16 protein-coding genes are annotated in these 20,304 nt (G+C 72.8%); 13 read left to right on the top strand and 3 right to left on the bottom strand.

The annotated features are described in order from the left end of the window. The first annotated feature begins 127 nt into the window (after positions 1-127). Both GA0070603_RS29340 and GA0070603_RS29345 read left to right on the top strand, forming a co-directional pair. Positions 128-814 carry a class I SAM-dependent methyltransferase gene (locus GA0070603_RS29340; RefSeq protein ID WP_091320715.1) on the top strand — a complete coding sequence of 229 codons (687 nt, stop codon included), beginning with the start codon at positions 128-130 and terminating at the stop codon, positions 812-814. 91 nt (positions 815-905) lie between these two features. Then, positions 906-1,526, top strand: coding sequence for a DedA family protein (locus tag GA0070603_RS29345; RefSeq protein WP_091320720.1), 621 nt, complete (start codon positions 906-908; stop codon positions 1,524-1,526). Between the two features lie 19 nt (positions 1,527-1,545). Here GA0070603_RS29345 and GA0070603_RS29350 read toward each other — a convergent pair whose 3' ends face one another. Both GA0070603_RS29350 and GA0070603_RS29355 read right to left on the bottom strand, forming a co-directional pair. Then, positions 1,546-2,199, bottom strand: coding sequence for an MBL fold metallo-hydrolase (locus tag GA0070603_RS29350; RefSeq protein ID WP_091320723.1), 654 nt, complete (start codon positions 2,197-2,199; stop codon positions 1,546-1,548). Positions 2,200-2,207: 8 nt separating this feature from the next. After that, entirely contained in the window at positions 2,208-2,924 is a 717-nt protein-coding gene (locus tag GA0070603_RS29355; protein ID WP_091320728.1) for a maleylpyruvate isomerase family mycothiol-dependent enzyme, read from the bottom strand. Between the two features lie 233 nt (positions 2,925-3,157). Between GA0070603_RS29355 and rsgA the strand changes: the two genes are divergently transcribed. From rsgA to GA0070603_RS29380, 5 genes are all read left to right on the top strand, one after another. Next, positions 3,158-4,237 (top strand): ribosome small subunit-dependent GTPase A, encoded by a 1,080-nt coding sequence (gene rsgA / locus GA0070603_RS29360; protein ID WP_091320732.1) that lies wholly within the window; start codon positions 3,158-3,160, stop codon positions 4,235-4,237. A 208-nt stretch (positions 4,238-4,445) separates the two neighbouring features. Continuing rightward, complete coding sequence (uvrA, locus tag GA0070603_RS29365; protein ID WP_091320736.1) at positions 4,446-7,391, top strand: excinuclease ABC subunit UvrA; 2,946 nt, start codon at positions 4,446-4,448, stop codon at positions 7,389-7,391. Positions 7,392-7,556: 165 nt separating this feature from the next. Beyond that, positions 7,557-8,045 carry a Rieske (2Fe-2S) protein gene (locus tag GA0070603_RS29370; protein ID WP_091320739.1) on the top strand — a complete coding sequence of 163 codons (489 nt, stop codon included), beginning with the start codon at positions 7,557-7,559 and terminating at the stop codon, positions 8,043-8,045. A gap of 92 nt (positions 8,046-8,137) precedes the next feature. Then, positions 8,138-10,078 carry an excinuclease ABC subunit UvrC gene (gene uvrC, locus GA0070603_RS29375; protein ID WP_091320743.1) on the top strand — a complete coding sequence of 647 codons (1,941 nt, stop codon included), beginning with the start codon at positions 8,138-8,140 and terminating at the stop codon, positions 10,076-10,078. Between the two features lie 1,103 nt (positions 10,079-11,181). Continuing rightward, a complete protein-coding gene (locus tag GA0070603_RS29380; RefSeq protein WP_091320746.1) occupies positions 11,182-11,829 on the top strand; it encodes a C39 family peptidase in 648 nt (215 codons plus the stop codon). An 81-nt stretch (positions 11,830-11,910) separates the two neighbouring features. Here the strand turns inward: GA0070603_RS29380 and recQ are convergent, their stop codons facing one another. After that, complete coding sequence (gene recQ, locus GA0070603_RS29385; protein WP_091320750.1) at positions 11,911-13,752, bottom strand: DNA helicase RecQ; 1,842 nt, start codon at positions 13,750-13,752, stop codon at positions 11,911-11,913. Between the two features lie 259 nt (positions 13,753-14,011). Between recQ and rapZ the strand changes: the two genes are divergently transcribed. The 6 genes from rapZ to tpiA all read left to right on the top strand — a co-directional run bounded on the left by rapZ (position 14,012) and on the right by tpiA (position 20,222). Beyond that, positions 14,012-14,920, top strand: a complete 909-nt coding sequence (gene rapZ / locus GA0070603_RS29390) for an RNase adapter RapZ (protein WP_091322417.1) — start codon at positions 14,012-14,014, stop codon at positions 14,918-14,920. After that, positions 14,917-15,930 carry a gluconeogenesis factor YvcK family protein gene (locus tag GA0070603_RS29395; RefSeq protein WP_091320753.1) on the top strand — a complete coding sequence of 338 codons (1,014 nt, stop codon included), beginning with the start codon at positions 14,917-14,919 and terminating at the stop codon, positions 15,928-15,930. Before rapZ ends, GA0070603_RS29395 begins: the two co-directional genes overlap by 4 nt. 56 nt (positions 15,931-15,986) lie before the next feature. Further along, positions 15,987-16,967, top strand: a complete 981-nt coding sequence (gene whiA, locus GA0070603_RS29400) for a DNA-binding protein WhiA (protein ID WP_088999356.1) — start codon at positions 15,987-15,989, stop codon at positions 16,965-16,967. Positions 16,968-17,229: 262 nt separating this feature from the next. Beyond that, on the top strand, positions 17,230-18,234 hold the full coding sequence (gap, locus tag GA0070603_RS29405) for a type I glyceraldehyde-3-phosphate dehydrogenase (protein ID WP_091320755.1): 1,005 nt from the start codon (positions 17,230-17,232) through the stop codon (positions 18,232-18,234). Beyond that, entirely contained in the window at positions 18,231-19,430 is a 1,200-nt protein-coding gene (locus GA0070603_RS29410) for a phosphoglycerate kinase (protein WP_091320758.1), read from the top strand. The genes gap and GA0070603_RS29410 overlap by 4 nt, the downstream gene beginning before the upstream one ends. Then, on the top strand, positions 19,431-20,222 hold the full coding sequence (gene tpiA, locus GA0070603_RS29415; RefSeq protein WP_091320760.1) for a triose-phosphate isomerase: 792 nt from the start codon (positions 19,431-19,433) through the stop codon (positions 20,220-20,222). It abuts the gene before it with no gap. Positions 20,223-20,304: the final 82 nt, after the last annotated feature.

A 20,304-nucleotide genomic window follows, 5' to 3' on the forward strand; every position in this document is an offset into this window, starting at 1 on the left:
GCCGGTGATCGCCCATTACCTTCCCGACAGTAACCGCCCGAAGCGCGATCCGCTGGCGGAAGTGCCGGCGTGGCCCACGAATACGCCCTCAGCGCGAAAATCCCTCCGGCCCGGGGCGGCGGGGGGCATGCTTGCCCCGGTGAGGACACAGACGCCGCTGGCCGACCTGGAACGGGAGATCACGGCGCCCGGCGACGGCCTGGACCGGCTCCGGCTGGTCGACGCGCCGTTCGTGCCGGAAGTGCGCCTGCACCTCGCCGAGGACGCCATCCTCTGGTGGGCCCGGATGGAGGCGGCGGCCGGCCGGTCGCTGCCGCCGCCGTACTGGGCCTCCGTCTGGGCCGGTGGGCAGGCCCTCGCCCGGCACCTGCTCGACCACCCCGAACTGGCCGCCGGGCGGCGGGTGCTCGACCTGGCCGCCGGATCCGGGCTGGTCGCCATCGCCGCCGCGCTGGCCGGCGCCGACCGTGTCGTCGCCAACGACGTCGACCCCTGGGCCGTCGCGGCCGTGACGGTCAACGCCCGGGCCAACCGGGTGACCGTCGCCGCCACCGGGGACGACCTGCTGGACAGCACCGCCAGCGCCGATCTCGTGCTGGCCGGGGACGTCCTCTACGACGCCGGGCTGGCCGCGCGGGTGCTGCCCTACCTGCAACGGGCCGCCGACCGGGGCGCGCAGGTGCTGGTCGGCGACCCGGACCGGGGACACCTGCCGCCGGACCGGCTGGAGCTGGTGGCGGCGTACCCGGTCCCCGTCACGGAGCCCTCGGTCGACTCCCCGGTCCGCCGGGTCCAGGTCCTCCGCCCCCGCTGACCCCTCAGGGATCATCCGGAGCCGCACTAGGGGACCGGTGGGGGATCATGCCCGATGTGGTGGGTCGCCCCGGGGCCCTAGCGTACGGAGCATGACGGAACTGCTGGCCCAGGTCGGGGAGCTGCCCACCACCCTGCTGATGGGGATGCTGGGCATGGTCATGCTCGCCGACGCCGTACCCCTGCTCGGGGTGCTGGTGCCCGGCGACGCCGCGGTCCTCGCCGCCGTCGGCGCGGGCCGGCCCGCCACCGGCGTGGCGACCGTCGTGGCGGTGGTGGCCGGCTGCCTCGCCGGCTGGTCGCTGAGCTTCCTGGCCGGGCGGCGCTGGGGCGAGCGGCTGCGGCACAGCCGCCTGGGTGACTGGATCGGCGAGCCGCGCTGGGCCGCCGCCGAGGCGCTGCTGCGCCGCGGCGGCGGGCGGATGGTCCTGGTGGCGCCGTTCCTGCCGGTGTTCAACGCGCTGCTGCCGCTGGCCGCCGGCGGGCTGCGGATGTCCTACCGGCGTTTCGCGGCCTGCGCGACGCTCGGCGCGACCCTCTGGGCCGGCCTCTACGTGGCTCTCGGCATCACGGCGCGGGCGCTGACCGGGCTGCTGCCCGGCGCGCCGAACCCGACAGTGCTCACCATGGCGGTCGGCCTGCTGCTGGCCGGCCCGGTGCTGCTCGGCACCCGGCACCGGCTGCGGGCGGTGACCGGCGCGAACGCCGGCTGAGCGGGCCGGCCCGCCGCGGTCACCAGCCCCGGGCCCGCCACTGCGGCAGCGCGGGGCGTTCGGCGCCGAGCGTGCTGTCCTTGCCGTGGCCCGGGTAGAACCAGGTCTCGTCGGGCAACCGGTCGAAGAGCTTCCGCTCCACGTCGTCGATGAGCTGGCCGAACCGCTCCGGGTCCTTCTCCGTGTTGCCGACCCCGCCGGGGAAGAGCGAGTCCCCGGTGAACAGGTGCGGCACGCCGGACGGGTCGCGGTAGAGCAGCGCGATCGAACCGGGGGTGTGCCCCTTGAGGTGGATCACCTCCAGCGCGCAGTCGCCGACCGGCACGGTGTCGCCCTCGCGCAGCGGCTCGGCGTCGATGGGCAGCCCCTCGGCGTCGTCGGCGTGCACCAGCGGGCGGGCCCCGGTCTTGGCGACCACCTCCTCCAGGGCGACCCAGTGGTCCATGTGCCGGTGGGTCGTGACGACCGCGGCCAGCCCGCCGTCGCCGATGAGGTCGAGCAGGCGGGGCGCCTCGTTCGCCGCGTCGATCAGCACCTGCTCGCCGGTCTCCCGGCAGCGCAGGAGGTAGGCGTTGTTGTCCATGGGGCCCACCGACAGCTTGCTGATGGTGAGCCGGTCGAGCTCGCGCACGGCCGGCGCACCGCCGGGCGTGACGTCTCCGCTGTAGGTCATGACGGGGTTCAGATCCATTCCGGTGGAGTCGGCAGGGGACCGTCGGGAGTGACGGTGAGCACCTCGCCCGCGCTGCGGCCGGTCAGCCAGGCCGCGAGTTCCGGCGCGGGGCCGGTGACCGTGGGCGCCCCCTCGGGATCGCCCACGACGAGTTCGTGCCGGACGCCGTCGAAGCGCAGCACCATGGCCGGCGCCGTCGGCTTGCCGGCCAGGCCGGCCGCCACCTCGTGCAGCAGCCGCTGGGCGAACGCGTCCGGCCAGTCGGCCGGCCGGTAGCCGGCGCCCAGGTCGACGTGGTGCACCTCGACCTCGCGCAGCCGGCCCCAGACCAGCATCGCCGCAGGCCAGGGGCCGCGCCGGGTCTGCACTGTGGCGCCCCACGCCTCGACCGGCATCTCGGCGACGGCCGCGGTGAACCGCTGGGCGCTGCGGCGCAGGTCGTCCATGAGGTCCGCCGGCCCCCGGCCGGCCCCGGCCTCGATGTCGGCGGACCGGGCCTCGGGGCTGGCGTACATCGGGATGTCCTCGCCCGTGCGGGCGGAGGTGAGCAGGTTCACGAACGCGTCGGCGTTGCGGGCCAGGTGGGTCAGGACGTGGCCGCGGGTCCAGCCCGGCAGCAGGGACGGCGCGGCGACGTCGTGGTTGCCCAGGGCGGCCACGGTACGCAGCAGCCGGGCGGTCGCCTCGTCCAGCTCGCCGGTCAGCAGGAGGGGATCGCTCGTCACGCCTTGGACCCTAGCGGTACGCCGCCGCCGCGTCGCCGCGGAAATCGCTTTCGGCGCGTCGGCGCGACCCCTACCGTCTGGGCCGACGGCTTCACGTCACGGCGCGGCGTCAGACCCGCCGGGCCGACGCCGTCGCAGGACGCGGGCACCGGGAGTCGGAGCGGGGGTGGTGAGCATGCCGGTCGTTGCACGCGTGTTCCACCACGAACCCCCTCGACACCGATAGGGACACCATGACCATCGATCTGACCGCCCTCGGCTGGGACGCCGACCGGGCGGCGTACCTCAATCCACGCGCCGACCGCCGGCCGGGCCGGGTGGCCCGCGTCGACCGCGGCGTCTGCACCGTGCTCCGCCCGGAGGGGCCCGTCCGGGCCAGCCTGGGCGGCGGGTTGCTGGCCGCCGCGGCCCGCGACCTGACCGCGCTGCCCTGCGCCGGCGACTGGGTCCTGCTGGCCACCTGGCCGGACGGGCCGGTCACGGTGGAGACCGTGCTGCCCCGCCGCACCGCGCTCATCCGGCGCACCGCCGGCAAGGACGCCAGCGGCCAGGTGCTGGCCGCCAACCTCGACGCCGCCGCGGTGGTCGAGCCGGTGCACCCCGCGCCGGACGCCGCCCGCATCGAGCGGCTGCTCTCCCTGGCCCACGAGTCCGGCGCCGAGCCGCTCGTCGTGCTCACCAAGGCCGACCTGGCCCCTGACCCGGGGGCGGTGGCCCGGCAGCTCGCCGACCTGGCGCCCGGGGTGCCGGTGCTGCCGGTCAGCGCCGAACGCGGCGCCGGGCTGGAGCCGCTGCGCCGGTACGTCGCGCCGGGGCGCACCCTCGGCCTGCTCGGGCCCTCCGGCGCGGGCAAGTCGAGCCTGGTCAACGCCCTGGCCGGGGCCGACGTGATGCGCACCCAGGCGATCCGCCGGTCCGACGGCAAGGGCCGGCACACCACCACCTGGCGGGCGCTCGTGCCGATCCCCGGCGGGGGAGCGGTGCTGGACACCCCCGGCGTGCGGGCGGTCGGCCTGCTGGACGGAACGGCCGGCCTGGACCTGGCGTTCGCCGACATCGCCGAGCTGGCCGCCGGCTGCCGGTACGCCGACTGCTCCCACGAGGCCGAGCCGGCCTGCGCGGTGCGGGCGGCGCTGGACAGCGGCGAGCTGCCCGTCCGGCGCTGGGAGAACTGGCGTCGGCTCCAGCGCGAGGTGGCGTACGAGAGCCGGCGCCGGGAGGTCCGGCTGGCCGCCGAGCGCCGGGGCGGCTGGCGTGGCGGCCGGCGGCGGACCGGGCGTCCGGCGACCCCGCCCGCACCCGGGGCACTCTAGGGGTGTGCCGGGCGGTCATGCGGGCGGCGTGGCCTCCCGCCCGACCGTGCTGAGCTGGGGGAATGTCCGCGCGACGGAACTTGTCATACCTCGGGGCTAGAGTTGCCGAGGCGTCTTCCCTGCGCCTCGACAACCCTCGAAAACCGCCCGGACCCCGCGTCGGGCGGACAGATCCGCCTCACATTCTTCTTCCGGGAGCACACGCACCGTGGCCGACCGACTGATCATCCGTGGCGCGCGCGAGCACAACCTGCGTGACGTCAGTCTCGACCTGCCCCGGGACGCCCTGATCGTCTTCACCGGGCTCTCCGGTTCGGGCAAGTCGAGCCTGGCGTTCGACACCATCTTCGCCGAGGGCCAGCGCCGCTACGTCGAGTCGCTGTCGTCGTACGCCCGGCAGTTCCTCGGCCAGATGGACAAGCCCGATGTCGACTTCATCGAGGGCCTCAGCCCCGCGGTCTCCATCGACCAGAAGTCCACCTCGCGCAACCCGCGCTCCACCGTCGGCACGATCACCGAGGTCTACGACTACCTCCGCCTGCTCTTCGCCCGCATCGGCGAGCCGCACTGCCCGATCTGCGGCGAGCGGATCTCCAAGCAGAGCCCGCAGCAGATCGTCGACCGGGTCCTCGCGATGGCCGAGGGCACCCGGTTCATGGTGCTCGCCCCGGTGGTGCGCGGCCGCAAGGGCGAATACGTCGACCTCTTCGCCGAGCTCCAGGCCAAGGGCTACGCCCGGGCCCGGGTCGACGGCGTGGTGCACCCGCTGACCGAGCCGCCCAAGCTCAAGAAGCAGGAGAAGCACACCATCGAGGTGGTCATCGATCGGCTCAGCGTCAAGCCCAGCGCCAAGCAGCGGCTGACCGACTCGGTCGAGGCGGCGCTCGGTCTCTCCGGCGGCCTGGTGCTGCTCGACTTCGTCGACCTGGCCGAGGACGACCCCGCCCGGGAGCGGCGCTACTCCGAGCACCTGGCCTGCCCCAACGACCACCCCCTGGCCATCGAGGACCTGGAGCCCCGGGTCTTCTCCTTCAACGCGCCCTACGGCGCCTGCCCCGAGTGCACCGGCCTGGGCACCAAGAAGGAGGTCGACCCGGAGCTGGTCATCCCGGACCCGGAGCGCACCCTGCGCGAGGGCGCCATCCAGCCCTGGGCCACCGGGCACAACCTCGAATACTTCCTGCGCCTGCTGGAGGCGCTCGGCGAGGCCGAGCACTTCGACGTCGACACCCCGTGGCGGGCGCTGCCGTCCCGGGCGCAGAAGACGATCCTGCACGGCTCCGACGACCAGGTGCACGTCCGCTACCGCAACAAGTACGGTCGCGAGCGCTCCTACTACACCGGCTTCGAGGGCGTGGTGCAGTGGATCGAGCGCCGGCACTCCGACACCGAGTCGGAGTGGTCCCGGGACAAGTACGAGGGCTACATGCGGGACGTGCCCTGCGCGGCCTGCGGCGGCACCCGCCTGAAGCCCGAGGTGCTCGCGGTCACCCTGGCCGGCAAGAGCATCGCCGAGGTCTGCAACCTCTCCGTCGGCGAGGCCGCCGACCTGCTCGCCGGCATCGAGCTGACGGACCGGCAGAAGATGATCGCCGAGCGGGTCCTCAAGGAGATCAACGCCCGGCTGAAGTTCCTGCTCGACGTCGGGCTCGACTACCTCTCCCTGGACCGCCCGGCCGGCACCCTGTCCGGCGGCGAGGCGCAGCGCATCCGGCTCGCCACCCAGATCGGCTCCGGCCTGGTCGGCGTGCTCTACGTGCTGGACGAGCCCTCCATCGGCCTGCACCAGCGGGACAACCACCGGCTCATCGAGACCCTGCTGCGGCTGCGCGGGCTGGGCAACACCCTGATCGTGGTCGAGCACGACGAGGACACCATCCGCGTCGCCGACTGGATCGTCGACATCGGCCCGGGCGCCGGCGAGCACGGCGGCAAGATCGTGCACAGCGGGTCGGTGCCGGCCCTGCTGGAGAACCAGGAGTCGGTCACCGGGGCGTACCTGTCGGGGCGCAAGCAGATCCCGACGCCGGTCATGCGCCGGCCGCAGACCCCCGGCCGCGAGCTGGTGGTGCACGGGGCGCGTGAGCACAACCTGCGCAACCTCACCGTGGGCTTCCCGCTCGGCCAGCTCATCGCGGTCACCGGGGTCAGCGGTTCCGGCAAGTCGACGCTGGTCAACGACATCCTGCACGCCGTGCTGGCCAACCAGATCAACGGCGCCCGGCTGGTCCCCGGCCGGCACACCCGGGTCACCGGGCTGGAGCACGTCGACAAGGTCGTCGGCGTCGACCAGTCGCCCATCGGGCGGACCCCGCGCTCCAACCCGGCCACCTACACCGGGGTCTGGGACCACATCCGCAAGCTCTTCGCCGAGACCACCGAGGCCAAGGTCCGGGGGTACGGGCCGGGCCGGTTCTCGTTCAACGTCAAGGGCGGGCGCTGCGAGGCGTGCTCCGGCGACGGCACCATCAAGATCGAGATGAACTTCCTCCCGGACGTCTACGTCCCCTGCGAGGTCTGCAAGGGCGCCCGCTACAACCGGGAGACCCTGGAGGTGCACTACAAGGGCAGGACGGTCGCCGAGGTCCTGGACATGCCGATCGAGGAGGCGGCGGAGTTCTTCTCCGCCATCCCGGCCATCCACCGGCACCTCAAGACCCTCGTCGACGTCGGCCTCGGCTACGTGCGTCTCGGCCAGCCCGCGCCGACGCTGTCCGGCGGCGAGGCGCAGCGCGTCAAGCTCGCCTCCGAGTTGCAGAAGCGCTCCACCGGCCGCACGGTCTACGTGCTCGACGAGCCCACCACGGGCCTGCACTTCGAGGACATCCGCAAGCTGCTCATGGTGCTCGAGGGCCTGGTCGAGAAGGGCAACACGGTGATCACCATCGAGCACAACCTCGACGTGATCAAGTCCGCCGACTGGATCATCGACATGGGCCCCGAGGGTGGGCACCGGGGCGGCACCGTGCTCGCCACCGGCACGCCGGAGGAGGTCGCCGAGGTGCCGGAGAGCCACACCGGGCAGTTCCTGCGGCCGATCCTCAAGCTCGACGGCGCGGCGAAGGGCGCCAAGGCGGCCACCACCCGGGCGGCGAAGGCCAACGGCGGCGCGGTGAAGTCGCGTACCCGCAAGGTGCCGGCCGGGGCGCGCTGAGCGAGGCGTACGCCGGGCGGGCCGGGGCGACTCCGGCCCGCCCGTTGTCTGTCCAGATATCCGATTGGTGACGCGCCAGTATGAACCGTGCGGCACCCTGGTCCGTGTTTTGGAGAGTGGCCACGGATCATGACGGGGTGGCGACAGGCGAGAGGGAGGCCGGACATGAGTGATGATCAGGTGCTGACCGGGCCGGGCACGCAGACGCGCCGCGCCCTGCTCGCGGGCGCCGGCGCGGTCGGCGCGGCCGTGGTGCTGGCGGGCTGCGGCGGCGACGACGGATCCGGCTCCGGAGCCCCGGCGCCGACCAGCGGCGGCCCGGGCGCGACAGGCGCCGGCGACGCCGAGGGCGGCAACCGGGACAGCACCGGTCCGCTCGCCCGGACCACCGACATCCCGGTCGGCGGCGGGGCGGTCTTCGCCAGCAAGGGCGTCGTGATCACCCAGCCCGAGGCCGGCCAGTTCAAGGCCTTCGACCCGATCTGCACCCACCAGGGCTGCCCGGTGTCGAACGTCGACGGCGGCACCATCAACTGCACCTGCCACAACAGCCGGTTCTCGATCACCGACGGCTCCGTGAAGCAGGGCCCGGCCACCAAGCCGCTCGCGCCGAAGAACATCAAGGTCACCGGCGAGCAGATCGCCCTGGCCTGACCGTCCCCGGCGACTGTGTCCCCCGCCCCACCCCGGTGGCGGGGGACGCGCGGCGACGGCCGGGTGTCGGGGGTGCGGACTAGGCTTGGCGCGTGGCTGACCCCTCGACCTACCGCCCCGCACCTGGCACCATCCCGGAGTCGCCAGGGGTCTACCGCTTCCGCGACGGCACCGGCCGGGTGATCTACGTCGGCAAGGCGCGCAACCTGCGCAGCCGGCTCAACTCCTACTTCGCCGACCCGGTCAACCTGCACCAGCGCACCCGGCAGATGGTCTTCACCGCCGAGTCGGTGGACTGGATCACCGTCGCCACCGAGGTCGAGGCGCTCCAGCAGGAATACACCTGGATCAAGCAGTACGACCCCCGGTTCAACGTCCGCTACCGCGACGACAAGTCCTACCCCTACCTGGCGGTCACCCTCGACGAGGAATACCCGCGGCTGCAGGTGATGCGCGGCGCGAAGCGCAAGGGGGTGCGCTACTTCGGGCCGTACTCGCACGCCTGGGCCATCCGCGAGACGCTGGACCTGCTGCTCCGCGTCTTCCCGGCGCGGACCTGCTCCTCCGGGGTGTTCAAGCGGGCCGGCCAGGTCGGCCGGCCCTGCCTGCTCGGCTACATCGGCAAGTGCTCCGCGCCCTGCGTCGGCAGCGTCACCGCCGAGGGGCACCGGGAGATCGTCAACGGCTTCTGCGACTTCATGGCCGGCCGCACCGACACCATGGTCCGCCGGCTCGAGAAGGAGATGCTGGAGGCCAGCGAGCAGCTCGAGTTCGAGCGGGCCGCGCGGCTGCGCGACGACGTGGCGGCGCTGCGCCGGGCCATGGAGAAGCAGACAGTGGTGCTCGGCGACGGCACCGACGCCGACGTGGTGGCCTTCGCCGACGACCCCCTGGAGGCCGCGGTCCAGGTCTTCCACGTCCGCGACGGCCGGGTCCGCGGCCAGCGCGGCTGGGTGGTGGAGAAGACCGAGGAGCTGACCACCGGCGACCTGGTGCACCACTTCTGCACCCAGGTCTACGGCGGCGAGCAGGGCGAGGCCGACGTCCCCCGCGAGCTGCTCGTCCCCGAGTTGCCCGGCGACGTCGACGCGCTCGCCGACTGGCTCTCCGCCCGGCGGGGCAGCCGGGTGTCGCTGCGGGTGCCCCAGCGCGGCGACAAGCGGTCGCTGCTGGAGACCGTCGGGCGCAACGCCAAGGACGCCCTCGCCCGGCACAAGCTCAAGCGGGCCGGCGACCTCACCACCCGCAGCCAGGCCCTCGACGAGATCGCCGAGTCGCTCGGCATGCGCACCTCCCCGCTGCGCATCGAGTGTTTCGACGTCTCCCAGATCCAGGGCACCGACGTGGTGGCCAGCATGGTCGTCTTCGAGGACGGCGTGCCCCGCAAGAGCGAGTACCGGCGGTTCATCGTGCGCGGCGCCACCGACGATCTGTCCGCCATGTCGGAGGTGCTGCGCCGGCGCTTCGCCCGCTACCTCGACGCGCGCGCCGAGACCGGTGAGATCGGCGAGGAGACCGCCGGCGACCCGGACCGGCCCGGCATCGACCCGACCACCGGGCGGCCCCGGAAGTTCGCGTACCCGCCGCAGCTCGTCGTGGTCGACGGCGGCCCGCCGCAGGTGGCGGCCGCCGCGCAGGCCCTCGCCGAGCTGGGCATCGACGACGTGGCGCTCTGCGGGCTGGCCAAGCGGCTGGAGGAGGTCTGGCTGCCCGACGACGAGTTCCCGGTCATCCTCCCGCGCACCTCCGAGGCGCTCTACCTGCTCCAGCGGGTCCGCGACGAAGCCCACCGCTTCGCCATCACCTTCCACCGCCAGCGCCGCTCGAAGCGGATGACCGAGTCGGCGCTGGACAACATCCCGGGCCTCGGCGAGGTACGCCGCAAGGCGCTCCTGCGTCACTTCGGCTCGCTGAAGCGGCTGTCCGCGGCAACGGTGGAGGAGATCACGGAGGTGCCGGGGGTGGGCAAGCGGACGGCAGAGGCGATCCTGGCCGCCCTCGACGAAGGCGCCCAACCCACCCCGAGCGCCTGACCGTTGCCGCCGGGTCCCCTCCACCCTCCGGCCCCCGCCGTTGTTGATCAAGAAGTTTGCGTCAGATCCGGCCCCAGTGCGGACGCAAACTCCTTGATCAACGGGGCGGGGTAGGCGTCGGTCGGTGTGGTGGAGGTGTTCGGTGGCAAGGGCGGGCGAGGCCCCGCTCAATCCCGTCCTGCCTGTCTAGCAGGCGTGTCAACGGCTGCGTCGAGTGTCCGTTATGTCCATCCGACCAACCGTCGAACCACTCCCTGAGGGTCGTCGGCCCACGCTAATGTTGATCAAGAACTTTGCGTCGGGATTCGGCTCGATCGTGACCCAAACTTCTTGATCGACCGCAGCCGGCCGTCTGCGCGGTGCCGGCTCGCCTCCGGCGGCCGGCCGGTGGCTGTCGGCCTCGCCCGGTTCGCCCCTGCCCGCCCGCTCGACCCCCTTCGGATCTTGGACAGTTGTCGTTCGCTGCGAGCGGTAACTGCCCAAGATTCCCGCCATCAGGCTGCGTCGCCTGGGTGCCTGTTCCGTTTGCGGTGACAGGTTTCGCGGGTGGTGTCCGGTTCGGGTGGGTGGTTGGCGTCACCGCCACGGCGGAATCGTGGCGGGGGTGGGGTCGTTGTACATGGCAGACCGCGCAGGACCCCGCCCCGTGCGAGGCCGCCGGCCGGAATGACCCGGCCCCCGCCGGTCGTTACACCCCGAGCACCACCGCACGACGGTGCCGGGCTGGCCGTGGGAATGACCTGCCGGCCCCGGTCGTTACATCCCCCTGGACCGCCGCACCACCGGTCCGCACCGGGTTTGAGCCATCGGGAATTGCCTGCCGGCCCGGGTCGTTACATCCCCCTGGACCGTGCACCACCGGTCCGCCGTACCGGCCCGCCGCAGGGAATGACTCCGGGCCGCCGGTCGTTACATCCCCCGGGACATCGGATCAGGTGTGAGGGAATCACTTCCCCGCCGCCGATGGTTACACCCCCGGACCGCCCGAGCAGGTCACCCCTGTGATCGCCGGGCACCCCACAGACTTTCCCCCCGTTTCACAGCGGCACCGCATCCCCCCGTGCGTGCTGCTGAACCCCCGAACGGAAGGCGTTGATCTCATCATGCGCACCACCATGCTGCGGAACACCGTTCTGACCGCTGCCGGTATCGCCGCCACCGCCGGTGGGATCGCCGGCCCCGCGATCGCCGCGCACGCCGCCCCCGCCGACAACACCAAGGTCGTCGCTGACCGGAAGGGTCACGGCGAGCGGGAGCTGGACGTCCGCTACGAGGCCCAGCCCAACTTCTACTACTGCGGCCCGGCCGCCACGCGTAACGCCCTGTCCGTGCTGGGCAAGAACATCGACGTGGACGCCATGGCCAAGGAGATGGGCACCACCGAGAACGGCACCAACAGCATCAACGACATCACCCCCGTCCTGAACAAGGAGACCGGCAAGCACTACCGGTCGGTGGAGATCAAGGACGGCAAGGCCGACGACAAGCAGACCGACACCCTGCGCGCCGACATCGTGCGCACCGTCGACGACGGCCGGGCCGTGGTCGCCAACATCGCCGGCACCGCCACCGACACCGACGGCAACACCCACTCCTTCGAAGGCGGCCACTACATCAGCGTCGTCGGCTACCAGAACGACGGCCACACCGTGACCATCGCCGACAGCGCCAACCCGAACACCGCCTCCTACCGGATCAGCGTGGACAACCTCGCCGACTGGATCGCCACCCGCGGCTACAGCGCCTCCTGACCGGCCATCCGCTGACAGGAGCGAGCACGAAGGGCCGGCCCCCACAAGGGGCCGGCCCTTCGTCGTGTCTCAGGACCTTGCTCAGGACTCGGTGAGTACGGCGAGGATCCCCTCGCCGTACTTGGCCAGCTTGTTGTCGCCGACGCCGCTGATCCGGGACAGCTCGGCCAGCGAGGTCGGCGCCTCGGTGGCGATCTGGCGCAGGGTGGCGTCGTGGAAGACCACGTACGCCGGGACGCCCTGTTCCTTGGCGGTGGCCGCCCGCCAGGCGCGGAGCCGCTCGAACACGGGGACGGCGGCCGGGGCGAGGTCGGCCACCACCGTCGCCGCGCCGCGCGGCTTGGCGGACCGGCCGGACGCCTGCCGTTCGGGCTCCCGCCGCATGGTGACCGTGCGCCGGCGGCCCAGCACCTCGGCGCTCGCCTCGGTCAGGGCCAGAGTGCCGTAGTCGCCCTCGACGGCGAGCAGGCCCTCGGCGAGCAGTTGCCGCACCACGCCCCGCCACTCGGCCTCGCGCAGGTCGGTGCCGATGCCGAAGGTGCTCAGCGAGTCGTGGCCGTGCTGGTCGATCTTCTCGGTGTGCCTGCCGAGCAGGATGTCCACGCAGTGCCCGGCGCCGAACCGCTGGTTGCGTTCCCGGTCGAGCCGGTAGACGGTGGAGAGCAGCTTCTGCGCGGCGACCGTGCCGTCCCAGGACTCGGGTGGCTCCAGGCAGGTGTCGCAGTTTCCGCAGTTGGCGGTGCCCCCCTCGCCGAAGTAGTCGAGGAGTTGCGCGCGGCGGCAGCGGACCGTCTCGCAGAGCGCCAGCATGGCGTCGAGGTGGGTGGCCAGGTTGCGCCGGTGGGCCAGGTCGCCCTCCGACGTCTCGATCATCTTGCGCTGCTGCACGACGTCCTGGAGCCCGTACGCCAGCCAGGCCGTGGACGGCAGCCCGTCCCGCCCGGCGCGCCCGGTCTCCTGGTAGTAGCCCTCTACCGACTTGGGCAGGTCGAGGTGGGCGACGAAGCGTACGTCGGGCTTGTCGATGCCCATGCCGAAGGCGATGGTGGCGACCATGACGAGGCCGTCCTCGCGCAGGAAGCGCTGCTGGTTGGCCGCTCGGGTCGCCGCGTCGAGCCCGGCGTGGTAGGGCAGGGCCGGGATGCCGTTGGCGACCAGGAACTCGGCGGTCTTCTCCACCGAGGCGCGGGAGAGGCAGTAGACGATGCCGGCGTCGCCCGGGTGCTCGTCGCGCAGCAGGGCGAGTAGTTGCTTGCGGGGCTCCCGCTTGGGCACGATCCGGTACTGGATGTTGGGCCGGTCGAAGCTGGCCACGAAGTGCCGGGCGTCGGTGAGCTTGAGCCGGGTGGCGATCTCCGTGCGGGTGGCCGCGGTGGCGGTCGCGGTCAGCGCGATCCGCGGCACCCCGGGCCAGCGCTCGTGCAGCATCGACAGGTTGAGGTAGTCGGGGCGGAAGTCGTGCCCCCACTGCGAGACGCAGTGCGCCTCGTCGATCGCGAAGAGCGCGATCCGCCCGCGCTCCAGCAGGGCGACAGTGGAGCGGGTCGCCAGCCCTTCGGGGGCGAGGTAGAGCAGGTCCAGCTCGCCGGCGAGGAACGCCGCCTCGACCCGCCGCCGCTCGGTCAGGTCCTGCGTCGAGTTGAGGAACCCGGCCCGGACGCCGACCGCGGTGAGCGCGTCGACCTGGTCCTGCATGAGCGCGATCAGCGGCGAGACGACCACCGCCACGCCGTCGCGGACCAGCGCCGGGATCTGGTAGCAGAGCGACTTGCCGCCCCCGGTCGGCATGAGCACCAGCGCGTCGCCGCCGGCCACCACGTGCTCGACGACCTCGTGCTGGAAGCCGCGGAAGGCGTCGTAGCCGAACACCCGGCGGAGCACCCGCAGGGCGTCCTCGGTCCGCTCATCGGTGGGGGAGACCATCCGCGCAGTCTACGAGCGCCCGCCGACACCGCTCCGCCCCGAACGGGCGCGTGGCGGGAACCGCCCGGGCGACCGAACCTCCACAACCCGGCGACCGGACCTCGACAAAACGGACAAGCGCCTGTTCCGGTCGTCACCCCGTGGAATCCCGGGCGGGGTCGCAGCCGTTAGAGTCGCTGACTGACCATGCGCGGCCGACCGGCCGCGGCGCCACGGCTGGGGGTAGCGGGTGAGCGAGGCGCGGACGGCGGGAGACCTGGTGCCGACCAACGCGGAGACAGCTCTCGGGCGGCCGGCGCCGGCCGAGGCGGACACCACCCTCGTGGTGGTGACCGGCCTGTCCGGCGGTGGCCGCAGCACGGTGGCCCGGGCGCTGGAGAACGTCGGCTACTACGTGGTGGACAACCTGCCCCAGGCGCTCATGCTGGACATGGCCGAGCTGGCGTTCAAGGCCGGCGGCGCGGCCCGGCGTACGGCCATGGTGCTGGACGTCCGCTCGCGCGCCTTCTCCACCGACCTGGCCGGGGCGATCCGGGAGCTGCGCGAGCGCGGCTTCCAGCCCCGGGTGGTCTTCGTCGACGCCGACGACGAGGTGCTGATCCGCCGCTTCGAGAGCGTGCGCCGTTCGCACCCGTTGCAGGGCGACGGGCGGCTGGCCGACGGGATCGCCGTGGAGCGGGCCCTGTTGGAGGAGGCCCGCGACCAGGCCGACGTGATCATCGACACCAGCCACCTCAACGTGAACCAGCTCCGGCGCCGGGTCGAGGAGCTGTTCGGCGGGGAGGACTCCCGCCGGTTGCGGATCACCGTGCTCTCCTTCGGCTTCAAGTACGGCCTCCCGCCGGACGCCGACTTCGTGATGGACGCCCGGTTCCTGCCGAACCCGTACTGGGTGCCGGAGCTGCGCGAGCACACCGGGCGGGAGGAGGCGGTCAGCGCGTACGTGCTGGGCCAGGAGGGGGCGGACGCCTTCGTGGCCGGGTACGCGGACCTGGTCAACGCCACCACCGCCGGTTTCGAGCGGGAGGGCAAGCGCTACCTGACCGTGGCCGTCGGCTGCACCGGGGGCAAGCACCGGAGCGTGGCGATCGCCGAGGAACTGGCCGCCCGGCTGCGCCGCTCCGGCATCGCCGCCAACGCCCAGCACCGGGACCTGGGGCGGGAATGACCCCGACCAGGGTGGTCGCCTTCGGCGGCGGGCACGGGCTGTCGGCGTCGCTGCGCGCGCTGCGGCACTGCGTACCCGGACTGGACCTGGACATCACCGCGGTGGTCACCGTCGGCGACGACGGCGGCTCCAGCGGGCGGCTGCGCGCGGAGCGCGGCGGCCTGCCCCCGGGCGACCTGCGGCAGGCGCTCGTGGCCCTGGCCGGCGACCACCCGGCCACCCGGCGCAGCGCGGCGCTCTTCCAGCACCGCTTCGCGGCGGCCCGCGGAAGCGAGGGAGCGGCCGGCGGAGGCGGGGGAGCGGACGCCGGGGGAGCGGCCGACCCGCTCGCCGGCCACGCGGTCGGCAACCTGCTGCTGCACGGGCTGACCGAGCTGCTCGGCGACCCCGTGGTCGCGCTCGACCACGCCGGCGCGATGCTCGGCGCGGTCGGCCGGGTGCTGCCGATGTCCCGGCAGCCGGTGGGCATCGAGGCCCGGGTACGCGGCGCCGACCCGGACCGCCCCGACGAGGTCCGCACGGTGCGCGGCCAGCACCAGGTGGCGGTCACCTCCGGCACTGTCGAGTCGCTGCGGCTCACCCCGGCGGCGCCGGCCGCCTGCGCGGAGGCGGTGACCGCGGTGGGCGCGGCCGACTGGCTGATCTTCGGGCCGGGCAGCTGGTACACGAGCGTGCTGCCGCACCTTCTGGTGCCGGGCCTGGCCGACGCGATCGTCTCCAGCCCGGCGCGTCGGCTGGTGACCCTCAACCTCGTGGCGGAGAAGGAGACCCTCGGGCTCTCCCTGCCCGACCATCTGGACACCCTCCGGCGCTATCTGCCCGAGTTGAAGGTGGACATGGTGTTGGCCGACTCCAAGGCGGTGGGTGATCCCGTGGCGGTGGAACGTGCGGCAGAATCGCTGGGTGCCCGGCTGGTCCTCGCTCCCGTCGCCGTCACCGACGGCACGCCCCGTCATGATCCGGCCGCCCTGGGCGCCGCGCTGGTGCCTGTCCTGGGCGCCGATCGTTAGACACGTACGTAATCACCGGCGACACGCCGGAACCGGTCCGTGAGGGGGCGCGCAACATGGCGATGACGGCTGCGGTCAAGGACGAGCTGAGTCGGGTCGACGTGCCCAAGCCCTGCTGCCGGCGGGCGGAGATGGCCGCCCTGCTCCGGTTCGCGGGCGGCCTGCACATCGTGTCGGGTCGTGTCGTGGTCGAGGCGGAGCTGGACACCGGCGCGGTGGCCCGGCGGCTCCGCCGGGAGATCGCCGAGGTCTACGGCTACCCGAGCGAGATCCACGTGCTCGCCTCGGGCGGCCTGCGCAAGGGCAGCCACTTCATCGTGCGGGTGGTCAAGGACGGCGAGGCCCTCGCGCGGCAGACCGGCCTGCTCGACGTCCGGGGCCGTCCGGTGCGCGGCCTGCCGCCGCACGTGGTGGCCGCGAATGTCTGCTGCGCGGTCTCCGCCTGGCGGGGCGCGTTCATGGCGCACGGCTCGCTGACCGAGCCGGGCCGCTCCAGCGCCCTGGAGATCACCTGCCCGGGTCCGGAGTCCGCGCTGGCCCTTGTCGGCGCGGCGCGGCGGATCGGCATCACCGCCAAGAACCGCGAGGTGCGCGGGGTGGACCGGGTGGTGGTCAAGGACGGCGACGCGATCGCCGCGCTGCTCACCCGCATCGGCGCCCACTCCAGTGTGCTCGCCTGGGAGGAGCGGCGGGTGCGCCGCGAGGTGCGGGCCACCGCGAACCGACTGGCCAACTTCGACGACGCCAACCTGCGCCGCTCGGCCCGGGCCGCGGTGGCCGCCGCCGCCCGGGTCACCCGGGCGCTGGAGATCCTCGCCGAGGACGCCCCGAACCACCTGACCTCGGCGGGCCGGCTGCGGCTGGAGCACCGGCAGGCGTCGCTGGAGGAACTCGGCGCGCTGGCCGATCCGCCGCTGACCAAGGACGCCATCGCCGGCCGGATCCGCCGGCTGCTCGCGCTGGCCGACAAGCGGGCCCGCGACCTGGGCATCCCGGATACCGAAGCGGCCGTCACGCCCGACATGCTCGTGGTCTGATAGGACGGGTGAGGCGTCGAGCTGCGCGGGGGATCACCACCCGCCGCAGCGCGGCGGCGCGCGCTCGGATAAGGTCGCTGCGTACGGCAAGGGGGCCGGCAAGGCACCCCTAGCCGTGCTCACCGCCTCGGGCGGTCTGGTCTCCTGGGACCGCGGCGGGGTGGCCGAGATGAACCGTCAACGGCCGGCTCCACCGGTCGGCGAACAATCTCCGCCGGCCGGGTCTGACGCCGGCGGACCAGAACGCGAGGAGATGGGACCTGTGACCATCCGGGTTGGCATCAACGGCTTCGGCCGGATCGGCCGCAACTTCTTCCGGGCAGTGCTGGCGTCCGGCGCTGACATCGAGGTCGTGGCGGTCAACGACCTGACCGACAACGCGACGCTCGCCCACCTTGTCAAGTACGACAGCATCCTGGGCCGCCTGCCGCACGAGGTGAAGGCCAGCGCCGACGAGATCACCGTGGGTGGCAAGGCCATCAAGGTGTTCGAGGAGAAGGACCCCGGCAAGCTGCCGTGGGGCGAGGTCGGTGTCGACGTCGTCATCGAGTCCACCGGGTTCTTCACCGACGCCACCAAGGCGAAGGCACACATCGACGGCGGGGCCAAGAAGGTCATCATCTCCGCGCCGGCGAAGAACGAGGACGTCACCGTGGTCATGGGCGTCAACCAGGACCAGTACGACCCGGCCAAGCACAACATCATCTCGAACGCCTCCTGCACCACCAACTGCCTCGCCCCGATGGCCAAGGTCCTGCAGGACACGTTCGGCATCACCAAGGGTCTGATGACGACCATCCACGCGTACACGCAGGACCAGAACCTGCAGGACGCGCCGCACAAGGACCTGCGCCGGGCCCGGGCCGCCGCGCTCAACATCGTGCCGACCTCGACCGGCGCCGCGAAGGCGATCGGCCTGGTCCTGCCGGAGCTCAAGGGCAAGCTGGACGGCTACGCGCTGCGGGTGCCGATCCCGACCGGCTCGGCCACCGACCTGACCGTCGAGGTCGGCCGGGAGACCACCGTGGACGAGGTCAACGCCGCGCTGAAGGCCGCCGCGGACGGCCCGCTCAAGGGCATCCTGGTCTACAACGAGGACCCGATCGTGTCGGCGGACATCGTCACCGACCCGGCGTCCTGCATCTTCGACGCGCCGCTGACCAAGGTGATCGGCAACCAGGTCAAGGTCGTCGGCTGGTACGACAACGAGTGGGGCTACTCGAACCGCCTCGTCGACCTCGTCAAGCTGGTGGGTAGCTCGCTGTGAGCATCCGCAACCTCGACGACCTGCTCGCCGAGGGGGTGTCGGGTCGGCGCGTGCTGGTGCGCGCCGACCTGAACGTCCCGCTCGACAAGCAGACGGGCGAGATCACCGACGACGGCCGCATCCGGGCCGTGCTGCCGACCCTGAGCGCGCTGGTCCAGGCCGGCGCCAAGGTGGTCGTCTGCTCGCACCTGGGCCGCCCGAAGGGCGCGCCGGACCCGCAGTTCAGCCTCCGCCCGGTCGCCGGGCGGCTCGGTGAGCTGCTCGGCGCGCCGGTGCACTTCGCCGAGGACACCGTCGGCGAGTCGGCCCGGTCCACCGTGGAGGGCCTGGCCGACGGCCAGGTGGCCCTGCTGGAGAACCTGCGCTTCAACAAGGGTGAGACCAGCAAGGACGACGCCGAGCGGGGCGCCTTCGCCGACCAGCTCGCCGCGTTCGGCGACGCGTACGTCGACGACGCCTTCGGCGCCGTGCACCGCAAGCACGCCAGCGTCCACGACGTGCCGGCCCGGCTGCCGCACGTGGCCGGCCGTCTCGTGCTGCGCGAGGTGGAGGTGCTCGGCAAGCTGACCGGCGACCCGGAGCGGCCGTACGTGGTGGTGCTGGGCGGCTCCAAGGTCTCCGACAAGCTGGCCGTGATCGAGGCCCTGCTGCCGAAGGTCGACCGGCTGCTCATCGGCGGCGGCATGTGCTTCACCTTCCTCAAGGCCCAGGGCCACGAGGTGGGCACCTCGCTGCTGGAAGAGGACATGGTCGAGACCTGCCGCAACCTGCTGGAGCGCTCCGGCGGCAAGATCATGCTGCCGGTCGACGTGGTGGCCGCGGACGCCTTCGCGCCGGACGCCACCCACGACACCGTGCCCGCCGACGGCATCCCGAGCCACCGGCTCGGGCTGGACATCGGCCCGGAGACGGTGGCCGGCTTCGCCGCCGCGCTGTCGCAGGCGAAGACCATCTTCTGGAACGGCCCGATGGGCGTGTTCGAGATGGCCGCGTTCGCCAACGGCACCCGGGGCGTCGCCGAGGCGATCACCAAGGCCGACGCGTTCAGCGTCGTCGGTGGCGGTGACTCCGCCGCCGCGGTGCGGGCGCTCGGGCTGGACGAGTCGTCCTTCGGCCACATCTCCACGGGCGGCGGCGCCTCCCTGGAATACCTCGAGGGCAAGACCCTCCCCGGCATCGCGGCCCTGGAGAACTGAATGGCGAGCACCACCCGCCGGCCGCTGATGGCCGGCAACTGGAAGATGAACCTGAACCACCTCGAGGCGAACCTGCTGGTGCAGAAGCTGGCCGCGAGCCTCAACGAGAAGCAGCTCACCGAGGTCGAGACGGTGGTCCTGCCGCCCTTCACCGACCTGCGCACCGTGCAGACCGCGGTGGACGGGGACAAGCTGCTGATCGGCTACGGCGCGCAGGACCTGTCGCCGTACCAGTCGGGCGCGTACACCGGCGACATCGCCGGGCCGATGCTCGCCAAGCTGGGCTGCACCTACGTGGTGGTCGGCCACTCCGAGCGGCGGCAGTACCACCACGAGGACGACGCGCTGGTCAACGCCAAGGTGGCCGCCGCGCTGGCGAACGGGCTCACCCCGATCCTCTGCATCGGCGAGGGGCTGGAGATCCGTGAGCAGCTCCGGCACGTGCCGCACTGCTGCGACCAGCTCGACGGCGCGCTGAAGGGGCTCACCCCGGAGCAGGTCACCAAGGTCGTCGTGGCGTACGAGCCGGTCTGGGCGATCGGCACCGGCAAGACGGCGACCCCGGACGACGCCCAGGAGGTCTGCGGCGAGGTGCGCAAGCGCCTGGTGGAGACCTTCGGCCAGGACACCGCGGACCAGGTCCGGATCCTCTACGGCGGGTCGGTGAAGTCGTCGAACGTCGCCGCGATCATGGCCCAGCCGGACGTGGACGGGGCCCTGGTCGGCGGCGCCAGCCTGGACGCCGAGGAATTCGCGCAGATCTGCCGGTTCCCGGAGCACATCGCCCGCTGATCGCTCGCTATCCTTGACGCTGCCCGCCCACCGGTCGGTGCCGCCGTGCCCGACAGGAACCGGGCAGTGTTCGCAACGAGAG

Source organism: Micromonospora chersina, from assembly GCF_900091475.1.
GTDB lineage: Bacteria > Actinomycetota > Actinomycetes > Mycobacteriales > Micromonosporaceae > Micromonospora > Micromonospora chersina.